Origin of the sequence: Halomonas sp. MES3-P3E (assembly GCF_002836035.1) — a bacterium.
Classification (GTDB): Bacteria; Pseudomonadota; Gammaproteobacteria; order Pseudomonadales; family Halomonadaceae; genus Vreelandella; species Vreelandella arctica.
Window position 1 is genome coordinate 220,094 of record NZ_PJBT01000021.1, and the last position, 10,041, is coordinate 230,134.

7 protein-coding genes and 1 riboswitch are annotated in these 10,041 nt (G+C 54.7%); of the genes, 4 read left to right on the forward strand and 3 right to left on the reverse strand.

Annotation, left to right across the window (positions count from 1 at the left end; translation table 11 throughout):
• Position 1 precedes the first annotated feature (1 nt).
• From parC to pgi, 3 genes are all read right to left on the reverse strand, one after another.
• Positions 2-2,254 (reverse strand): DNA topoisomerase IV subunit A, encoded by a 2,253-nt coding sequence (gene parC, locus CXF87_RS08225; RefSeq protein ID WP_101146284.1) that lies wholly within the window; start codon positions 2,252-2,254, stop codon positions 2-4.
• A gap of 6 nt (positions 2,255-2,260) precedes the next feature.
• Entirely contained in the window at positions 2,261-4,156 is a 1,896-nt protein-coding gene (parE, locus tag CXF87_RS08230; RefSeq protein WP_101146285.1) for a DNA topoisomerase IV subunit B, read from the reverse strand.
• 315 nt (positions 4,157-4,471) lie between these two features.
• Positions 4,472-6,154 carry a glucose-6-phosphate isomerase gene (pgi, locus tag CXF87_RS08235; RefSeq protein ID WP_101146286.1) on the reverse strand — a complete coding sequence of 561 codons (1,683 nt, stop codon included), beginning with the start codon at positions 6,152-6,154 and terminating at the stop codon, positions 4,472-4,474.
• A 144-nt stretch (positions 6,155-6,298) separates the two neighbouring features.
• On the opposite strand from pgi, the gene cmoA reads away from it, so the two are divergent.
• The 4 genes from cmoA (at position 6,299) to CXF87_RS08255 (ending at position 9,929) form a co-directional block, all read left to right on the forward strand.
• Positions 6,299-7,042 carry a carboxy-S-adenosyl-L-methionine synthase CmoA gene (gene cmoA, locus CXF87_RS08240; protein ID WP_101146287.1) on the forward strand — a complete coding sequence of 248 codons (744 nt, stop codon included), beginning with the start codon at positions 6,299-6,301 and terminating at the stop codon, positions 7,040-7,042.
• Positions 7,043-7,044: 2 nt separating this feature from the next.
• Positions 7,045-8,124 (forward strand): tRNA 5-methoxyuridine(34)/uridine 5-oxyacetic acid(34) synthase CmoB, encoded by a 1,080-nt coding sequence (gene cmoB / locus CXF87_RS08245; protein ID WP_232774795.1) that lies wholly within the window; start codon positions 7,045-7,047, stop codon positions 8,122-8,124.
• Positions 8,125-8,169: 45 nt separating this feature from the next.
• A riboswitch (TPP riboswitch) is annotated at positions 8,170-8,273 on the forward strand.
• Positions 8,274-8,330: 57 nt separating this feature from the next.
• Positions 8,331-8,894 carry an NUDIX hydrolase gene (locus tag CXF87_RS08250; protein ID WP_022524007.1) on the forward strand — a complete coding sequence of 188 codons (564 nt, stop codon included), beginning with the start codon at positions 8,331-8,333 and terminating at the stop codon, positions 8,892-8,894.
• 63 nt (positions 8,895-8,957) lie between these two features.
• The gene (locus CXF87_RS08255; RefSeq protein ID WP_022524008.1) at positions 8,958-9,929 is read left to right on the forward strand and encodes a thymidylate synthase; all 972 of its coding nucleotides are present in this window, start codon (positions 8,958-8,960) and stop codon (positions 9,927-9,929) included.
• Positions 9,930-10,041 lie beyond the last annotated feature (112 nt).

Genomic DNA, 10,041 nt, shown 5'->3' on the forward strand with positions numbered 1-10,041 from the left:
CTTACTCCCCTGCCTCTAGTCGATCTACTTTCTGGAAGCCGCGGGGCAGCTTACTACCACGCCGACCACGCTCACCGCGATAGTATGCCAAGTCGTCGGCTTTTAGCGTCAGCTTGCGCTTGCCAGCATGGATCAACAGCGCATCACTGGCAGCTAGCACCACAATGCCGGTAACAAACTCCTCCCGGCGGGCGGCTCGTGGGCCTGGGATATCGAGCATTTTATTGCCCTTGCCTTTAGACATCTCGGGCAACTGATCCAAGGGGAACAGCAGCAGTCGGCCCTCATTTGACACCGAAGCCACCCACAGCTCCTCGCCCTCAGGCACTTCCACTGGCCCCATGACATTGCAGCCCTTGGGCAGGCTAAGGACCGCTTTACCCGCTTTGTTTTTACCGGTGAGCGTATCTAGCCGCGCCACAAAGCCATAGCCGCCATCAGTGGCAAGTACGAAATGCCGCTCCGGTGGCGCAAACATCAGCCCCGCCATCTTCGCTCCGGCGGCAACGTTAGCACGCCCGGTAACCGGCTCACCCTGGCCACGCGCACTGGGTAAGTTATGCGCAGACAGCGTATAGGCACGCCCGGTATCGTCCAGTAGCACCAGCGGCTGATTGGTTTTACCTTTTGCCGACAGTTGGAAACTATCCCCGGCTTTATAAGAGAGCCCTTCGGGGTCGATATCGTGCCCCTTGGCCGCACGAATCCAGCCTTTATCCGAGAGCACCACGGTAATCGGGTCAGCGCCTAGCAGCTCTACTTCAGACAGTGCCTTGGACTCTGCCCGCTCGACCAGCGGCGAGCGGCGCTCGTCACCATGCTCTTTACCCGCCGCGCGAATCTCTTTTTCAATCAGCGTAGTGAGCTTGGCTTCGCTGCCTAACAGACCTTCTAAATATTTGCGCTCTTTTTCAAGCTCATCCTGCTCACCGCGAATTTTCATCTCTTCGAGTTTGGCAAGATGACGCAGACGCAGCTCTAAAATGGCTTCCGCTTGACGTTCGGAGAGTCTGAAAGTCGCCATCAGCGAGGCTTTTGGATCGTCTTCCTCACGGATAATACGGATTACTTCATCCAGATCGAGGTAGGCAATCAGCAGGCCTTCCAAGATATGCAGACGATCCTCGACTTTACCTAGGCGGTGCTCTAAACGGCGGCGCACCGTGCTACGGCGGAACTGTAGCCATTCGCCCAGCATTTCCGGCAGCGGCATGACCCGTGGGCGGCCGTCCAGGCCGATCACGTTCATGTTCACCCGCACGTTCTTTTCCAAATCGGTGGTGGCGAACAGGTGCGCCATTAATGACTCAACGTCAATCCGATTGGAGCGCGGTTCAATGACCAGCCGCGTTGGCTCTTCATGGGTCGATTCATCGCGCAGGTCGGCCACCATGGGCAGTTTTTTGGCCTGCATTTGAGCAGCAATCTGCTCAAGTACCTTAGCGCCACTCACCTGATAAGGCACCGCGGTAATGATGATATTGGCTTCTTCGCGGATATAACGTGCGCGAAGTTTGACCGAGCCGCGGCCTGATTCGTAGAGCTTACGCAGGTCCGCAGGCGGGGTAATAATTTCCGCATCGGTAGGGAAATCCGGCGCAGGCACGAATTCCATTAAATCGGCAGTGGTCGCCTTGGGGTTGCGCAACAAATGGCATGTGGCTTCGACGACTTCCGCCACATTGTGCGGCGGAATATCGGTAGCCATGCCGACGGCAATCCCGGTACCGCCATTGAGCAGCACATGGGGTAACTTTGCAGGCAGTACCAGCGGCTCCTGCATGGTGCCGTCGAAGTTGGGTGCCCAATCGACGGTGCCTTGGCCTAGTTCACCCAGCAGCACTTCGGCGAACTTGGAAAGCTTGGCCTCGGTATAGCGCATGGCGGCAAAGGATTTAGGGTCGTCGGGGCTACCCCAGTTGCCCTGGCCATCCACCAGCGGATAGCGGTAGCTAAATGACTGTGCCATCAGCACCATGGCTTCGTAGCAAGCGCTGTCGCCATGGGGGTGAAATTTACCCAGTACGTCACCGACGGTACGCGCCGACTTTTTATACTTGGCGTTGGCGTGCAGCGCCAGCTCGCGCATGGCGTAAATAATCCGCCGCTGCACGGGTTTCATACCGTCGCCGATATTGGGCAAGGCGCGGTCGAGAATGACGTACATCGAGTAGTCGAGGTACGCTTTTTCAGTGTAGTCGCGCAGGGAGAGGCGTTCGACGTCTCCCTCCGCTACTTGAATATCCATGGTCATCGGGGGTTATACCTCAATGTCTGCGAGGTTGCCGTAATCTTCCAGCCACTTTTTGCGATCACTGGCACGCTTTTTGGCCAGCAGCATATCCATCATTTCCATGGTGCCGTCGCCTTCCGTTAAAGTGAGCTGGACGAGGCGTCGAGTTTCCGTCGACATGGTGGTTTCACGCAGTTGCAGCGGGCTCATCTCACCCAGGCCCTTGAAGCGCTGGACGTTGGGCGTGCCACGCTTGTTAGCGAGCTGCTTGAGAATGGCGGCTTTTTCGCTCTCATCCAGGGCGTAATGCACTTCTTTGCCCAAATCGATGCGGTAAAGCGGTGGCATCGCGACATAGACATGGCCTGCATCCACCAAACTGGGGAAGTGGCGCACGAACAGTGCGCAGAGCAGCGTAGCAATGTGCAGGCCGTCAGAGTCGGCATCAGCGAGAATACAGATCTTGTGGTAACGCAGTTTTTCTAAATCGGCGCTTCCAGGGTCGGCGCCAATGGCGACCGCGATATCGTGAACCTCTTGAGAACCATAGATATCGTGGGTCTCCACCTCCCAGGTATTCAGGATTTTACCGCGCAGGGGCAAAATGGCCTGGGTTTCGCGGTTACGTGCCTGCTTGGCACTGCCGCCTGCCGAGTCCCCTTCGACCAAAAACAGCTCGCTCTGGGCGGGATCCTGGCCGGAGCAGTCCGCCAGCTTACCGGGCAGCGCCGGGCCGGAAGTGACCTTTTTACGGGCGACCTTTTTGGCTTTTTTCTGCCGATTTTGCGCCGCGCTGATCACCAGCTCGGCAATCGCTTCGGCCTGATCCACGTGGTGGTTCAGCCACAGCGAGAAAGCGTCCTTAACGACGCCGGAAACAAAACCGGCAATGGTTCGAGACGAGAGCCGCTCTTTGGTTTGCCCGGCAAACTGTGGGTCGAGCATTTTAACCGAGAGCACAAAGGAGGTGCGCTCCCAAAGATCGTCGGCGGTGAGTTTTATGCCCCGGGGCAACAGGCTGCGGTATTCGCAGAACTCGCGCAGCGCGTCCAGCAACCCGGAACGAAAGCCGTTTACATGGGTGCCACCCTGCGGCGTGGGAATCAGGTTAACGTAGCTCTCCAGCAGCGCTTCTCCGCCTTCGGGTAGCCACTGAATCGCCCAGTCTACGCCGTGCTCGTCGTCATTGAAGTGGCCGACAAACGGCTCCGCCGGCAGCACTTCGTAGCCGTCGGTAGCTTCGACCAGATAGTCGCGCAAACCGTCGGCGAACTCCCACTCGGTCGAAGTACCGTCAGGTTCTACCAGCGTGACTTTCAAGCCGGGGCAAAGTACCGCCTTGGCACGCAGCAGATGTTTAAGCCGGGTTAGCGCGAGCTTGGGGCTATCGAAGTAGCTCTCGTCTGGCCAGAACCGCACCAGAGTACCGCTTGCCCGCTTGGGGGCTTTGCCAATCTCATGCAGCTCTTCGACTTTCTCACCGAACTCGAAGGCCATGGCATGGCGTGCGCCATCGCGGGTGACTTCGACATCTAACCGACGCGACAGCGCGTTAACCACTGACACCCCTACCCCATGCAGGCCGCCCGAGAAGCGGTAGCTAGTGGAAGAGAACTTGCCACCAGAGTGTAGCTTGGTAAATATCAGTTCAACGCCTGACACACCGTGCTCAGGGTGCAGATCGATCGGCATCCCCCGGCCGTTGTCCTGCACTTCGATCCCGCCATCGCTATGCAGCACGACGTTGATCATGGTGGCATGCCCCGCCAGCGCTTCATCGACGCTGTTATCGATGACTTCCTGGGCTAAGTGATTGGGGCGTGTGGTGTCGGTATACATACCGGGACGCTTACGTACCGGCTCGAGCCCGGACAGGACTTCGATGGAACTCGCGCCGTACTGAGAGGCATCAAACTGGGTCATGTAACGTCGGTTCCCTGAAAAATCGTACTGGCAGCCATATTAATGCTGAATCGAGTAATGGGCAGCTTGCAAAGAAGCACAGGATAGCGGAAAAGCAAAAAGCTGTATATCTAGCCATGCTTCATGCTTATTACCAGGGGCGCCGGGGATAGGTCGTAGAGGAGGTCATTTGCCATGGCCGGAAAAGTGATCCCTTCAATTCCGGCATTTCCGCCATCCATGGCGGTCAGATGGCAAATTTAGCGCCCATGGATGGGTTCACAGCGCCTCCTCGTAGACCTGTCGCCGGGTTAGCCCCGGGCTTGAATGGCTACATTATTCCTGCTCAGCCGCCCAGAACGCTTCAATCAACCCCTTACTGGAAGCATCCATCCGCGATAGATCGCCCTGATGGTCGATAATCTTTTGAGTGTCCGTGGCGATCTGCTTACCTAGCTCAACGCCCCACTGGTCAAACGGGTTGATATCCCAAATTACCGCCTGAACAAACACTTTGTGTTCATATAGCGCGATAAGCGACCCCAGGGTAGCGGGCGTCAATTGGTCAAGCAGCACTGTGGTTGAAGGCTGATTGCCACGATAGCGCTTATGCTCAGGCCGCGGGCCGTCATCTTCCAAGGCATCGTCGCCAAGCATAAGAACGCGGGACTGGGCAAAGCAGTTCGCCAGCGACAAGCGGTGTTGAGCTTTAAGATGGTGACGGGTGTCCGGATCTTCTACTTCGTTATAGCGCTTCAGCGGCGCTATGAAATCGCACACGACCGGTTGAGTGCCCTGATGCAGTAACTGATAAAACGCATGCTGCGCATTGGGCCCCAACTGCCCCCAAAGCACCGGGCAGGTAGAGTAGTTGACGGGTTGACCTTGGCGAGTCACTGACTTGCCGTTGGACTCCATCTCCAGCTGTTCAAGGTATGCGGCAAAGTACTCCAAACGCCCATCGTAGGGCAGAATAGAGTGCGCGCGAATATCCAGAAAATTGACGTTCCAGATACCTGCCAATCCAAGCAGGACAGGTAAGTTATCTTCCATGGGCGCTTCAGAAAAGTGGCGATCCATGGCGTGGGCACCCGCGAGGAATTCGCGGAAATTCGCCATGCCGACCACCAGCGCAATGGGTAAGCCAATCGTGCCCCAAAGCGAATAGCGACCGCCCACCCACTCCCAGAAGGTTAACTGGTGGTCGGGAGTGATGCCCCACTCGGTCATTTTTTCAGGACTCGCCGAAACACCAATGAAATGCTGACGAACCACTAATTCAGCGCTAATCGGCGTCGCGCCATGTTGGGTCAAGCGGCTTAACAGCCACTCGCGAGCCGTGTTGGCGTTGGAGAGCGTATCGATAGTCGTGAATGATTTAGATGACAGCACAAAGATGGTGGTTTCAGGGTTTAACCGGCTCAGATAATCCGCTAACTGCGAGCCATCCATGGTAGAGGCAAAGTGCACTTCGACCGGATGAATACCTTTGGGCCGGAAATCTGTCAACGCATGGGTAACCATTAACGGCCCAAGGTCAGAACCGCCGACACCTAGATTAACCACATGACGAATCGGCTTGCCGGTGGCCCCGCGCCACTGCCCGGCGTGCAAACGGCTCACCAGGCGCTCCATTTGGGCAAGGCTTTCGTGCACAGCGACGACGATATCTTCACCTTCCACCTCAAGCGTCGCATCGGCGGGTAAACGCAACGCCGTGTGCAACGCCGGGCGATTTTCGCTGACGTTCACCCGCTTGCCACTTAGCAGCGCCTCAATGGCAGAGGGTACGCCCGCTTCGCTGGCCAGGGTAAACAGATGTTCGAGCGTATCGTCATCCCAGCGCTGCTTGGAAAGATCCAGCGTCAAGCCTGCCACCTGGCGAGTAAAGCTTTCCCAGCGAGAGGGTTCGGTGCCAAACAGCGTTTTCAAGTGAACGTGCTGCAGCGTTTCAGCGTGATGCTTCAACGTCTGCCACGCGGGTAACGTATCGGGGGTAGCGCTTGATGCTGAGGCCATATGGCATCTCCAGTGGCGTCGATCCTTGCAGCAGGAATCTATTCTAACCAGGCCTATCCTAACCAAGTCTATTCTAACCAGGCCTGTTCTCGTTAATTCAGGGCGCGTAAACTAATACGCCTTTTCCATGATTCCGGCTTGCCCATGAGTGATGCATCTTACCGTGACGCTATCTTTTCGACACCCCTTGACCGGGTAGCGCGCTTCTCTTTCGATGAAAAAGTGGTCGCCTGCTTTCCTGATATGATCCGCCGCTCGGTGCCTGGTTACGGGCAAATTTTGGGTATGCTGAGTCTCATTGCCCAGCGCCATTTGCGCCACGGCGCCCATGTGTATGACCTGGGCTGCTCGTTGGGCGCCTCGGGCCTGGCGTTAGCGGGCGCGCTGGCGCCGGACGCCTTTCGCTATACGGGCGTTGATCTCTCCCCCGCCATGGTTTCCCAGGCCCGGCAAACCTTTGCCGACGAGTGCCCTGCGTATGCTATGCAGGTAGAAGAAGCTGATATTCGTACCCTGGAGTATGCACCTTCGGGCATGATCATTCTCAACTTTACGCTGCAGTTTCTCCCTGCCGCAGACCGCGATGCGCTGTTGGCAAGGCTTTACGCGGTGCTGGAGCCGGGTGGCGTCTTGATTCTCTCAGAGAAAACCGTGGATGCCGACGAGCGCGATAACGCCTGGCGGGTCGAGCGCTACCATGATTTCAAGCGTGCTAATGGCTATAGCGACCTGGAAATAAGCCAGAAGCGCACCGCCCTTGAAAACGTACTGGTACCGGATACCCTCGACGCCCTCCATGGCCGCTTGAAGCAGGCTGGCTTTCCACGCTCGATGACCTGGTTCCAGTACCTTAACTTTGCCTCGCTAATTGCGTTTAAGGAGGGTTAAAGGTGGCGCCGTTACCCGACGATCATCGCGCGATTTATCAGGCGTTTTTGGATCAAGCAACCCTGGATGCTTCGCTAACACCCTGGCTTACAAAGCTACCTGAGCAGTTAGCCCACGGGTTAGATCGTAACCGCCATGGCGACCTCTCCGCCTGGGAAAAGGCTGTTGCTAAACTGCCAGCGCTGCCCTCCGACAGGCACGTGGACTTAAACAGCGATACGGTCACCGTCGACCTTGCCCTGAGTGACAGCCAGCAGCGTCAGTGCTTTAACCTGCTAAGAAAGCTCGCCCCCTGGCGTAAAGGCCCTTTTCAACTGGGTGGCATTCATATTGATACCGAATGGCGCTCGGACTGGAAGTGGCAACGAGTGGCCCCGCACTTGGCACCGCTACAATATCGTAAGGTGCTCGACGTGGGTGGTGGCAGCGGTTATCACGCCTGGCGGATGGCCGGGGCAGGCGCGGCCTTCGTGCTGATCATAGACCCCTCGCCACGCTTTTACTGGCAGTTTCAGGCGGTACGCCACTTCGTCGGCGATGCCGATGGCGGAAAAACGCAGTTCTTACCGGTGGGCATTGAGGATGTGCCGGAGAACCTCGGTTTTTTCGATACGGTATTTTCCATGGGCGTGCTCTACCACCGCCCTGCTCCGCTGGAACATCTGCAGCAGTTAAAAGCAGCCTTGGCGCCAGGTGGCGAGCTGGTGCTGGAGACCCTGGTGGTTGAGGGAAACGAGCAGACGGTATTCGTGCCCGGCGAGCGCTATGCGGCGATGCCTAATGTCTACTTCCTACCCTCTTCCAAAGCGCTCTGCCACTGGCTGGAACGCTGTGGCTTTATCAACGTCCGCGTGGTCGATGAAGCGGTCACCACCCTGGAAGAGCAGCGTTCAACAGCGTGGATGACCTACCAATCACTGGCGGATTTTCTTGACCCTAACGACCGTACGCGCACCATTGAAGGCTACCCCGCACCACGTCGCGCGGTGATTTTGGCGAATAAGCCGGGCCAATTAGCCGTTAGCCAAGTGTGCGAAGAAGGTGTCAAAACCGCCCCGGCGTCCGCCAAGCCGCCGCATTGAATTGCCCCCCAAATATTGACTTATACTAAAACTCATAGTAACAGTAACTTTTCCGAGGGGTGCCTGTTATTCAGGCTGAGATGGAGTTATCCAAACCCTTTGAACCTGATCCGGCTGATACCGGCGTAGGAACGGACATAAACCATATATGAATCTGTTTTGACACCTACGCCTGTATTATCCGAATCTCAATGCAGGAGTGTATCGTGTCGCAAGGTAACTCAACGCCCGCTAACGCATCTACGCTCAGTAGTACCTCCCCTTTTAACACGTCTGATAAAAACCGCCTGAACTCCGTACTTGCCAAGCCACGCTTGGCAGCAATCGCCGTAACTCTGCGTAATAATGAAGTTCTCCTCGTCCAACGCAGTAAAGAACCTCAACGGGGCACTTGGGGCTTCCCCGGAGGATCAGTGGAACCGGGAGAAAGCCTACATTGTGCAGCAAAGCGCGAATTAATGGAGGAAACCGGTATCACAGCATTGGTAGGACCGTTAATTGATGTAGTAGAAGTAATCGGATATGACCCAGAGGGAAGTCACCACCACTTCGCCTTGGTTGCCCTTTTATGTCACTACGTTGATGGCGAGCTACGGCCTGGTGATGATGCTGCGGACTGCCGCTGGGCGAAAGTTATAAACGGAAAACTCAACTTCAATGAAGCCTTAGCTGATCACGTCGCAGATACTGTCGTGAAAGCCTTTAATTTGCACAGTTTGATCGTCAAAGAAAAATCAAACGCGATTCACAGCTCCAATTCAGCTTTTTAAACTACTCGCCATCATTCGTATCAGCAAAATACGCCTCTTTGTCCACCGAAAGAGATGAATATAATGATGCACAAACATTATACGAATTTCACCAGCCTCTACAGAGATACACTGCATAAAATCTGCTTTGAATATGAATATGTTAACTCACCTAGAGGAAATAAAGAGCGAGAACTCATTGGCTTCAATATCCGACTCGACAATCCTCCTGATCGTTTTTGTCTAAGCAAAATACGCAAACAAAATATTGTTTTTAATTATGCAGAAGCGTTATGGTATTTATCAGGTAAAAACGACTTAGCATTTATTTCCTGGTACGCCCCTTCAATGCAACGCTACAGCCCAGATGGTATAAGCTTACCTGGTACTGGTTACGGAGCTCGTCTTAAAAACTTTGGTGCAGACACGCTCGATCAAATCGAACGAGTGATTGATATCCTTAAAAATGACGATCCCGACAGTAAGCGCGCTGTCCTTCAAATATTTAGTGCGGAAGAAGATCTTTATCGACGCAATATCGACGTTTCATGTACCTTGGGTCTTCAGTTGCTACTCCGCGAAGAAAAGTTGAACATGGTCAGCTATATGCGTGCAAATGATGCCTACGTTGGCATGCTGAACGATATTTTCTCTTTTACTTTCTTGCAAGAGTATATTGCTGCCCGCATAGGCTGCAAAATCGGTCACTACACACATCAAGTTGGTTCTATTCACGTCTATGAAAGCACACATGAGCGTGCGCTTGAACTTTTGAATAGTAATGAAACTATACCCCAGCCAGGCACAGTACCTTTAATGCCAATTGGCACCTCCCCGACTACCATACGCAAACTATTGGAATATGAGTCAGAGATCCGTAGCGGCTTGTTGACGTTTAATGATATGGCTAATCTTAACCTAACGACGTATTGGCGAGATGTGCTGATGTTGTTCTGGATCTATCGCCAAATCAAGATAGGGAATGCGCTGCCTCAAAAGGCGTTAGAGATAATTAACCCCTACTATCAACCGTTTCTTATTAATCGCTGGGGATAGTTGTAGTGGCATAGTGAATTTGGCCACCTAATTAGAGGTGCTAATATGCACCAAGACATCACTAGGTGGCAGCATGGCAACAAGACCTGGTCTTGCCCAGTAACAGTAGACA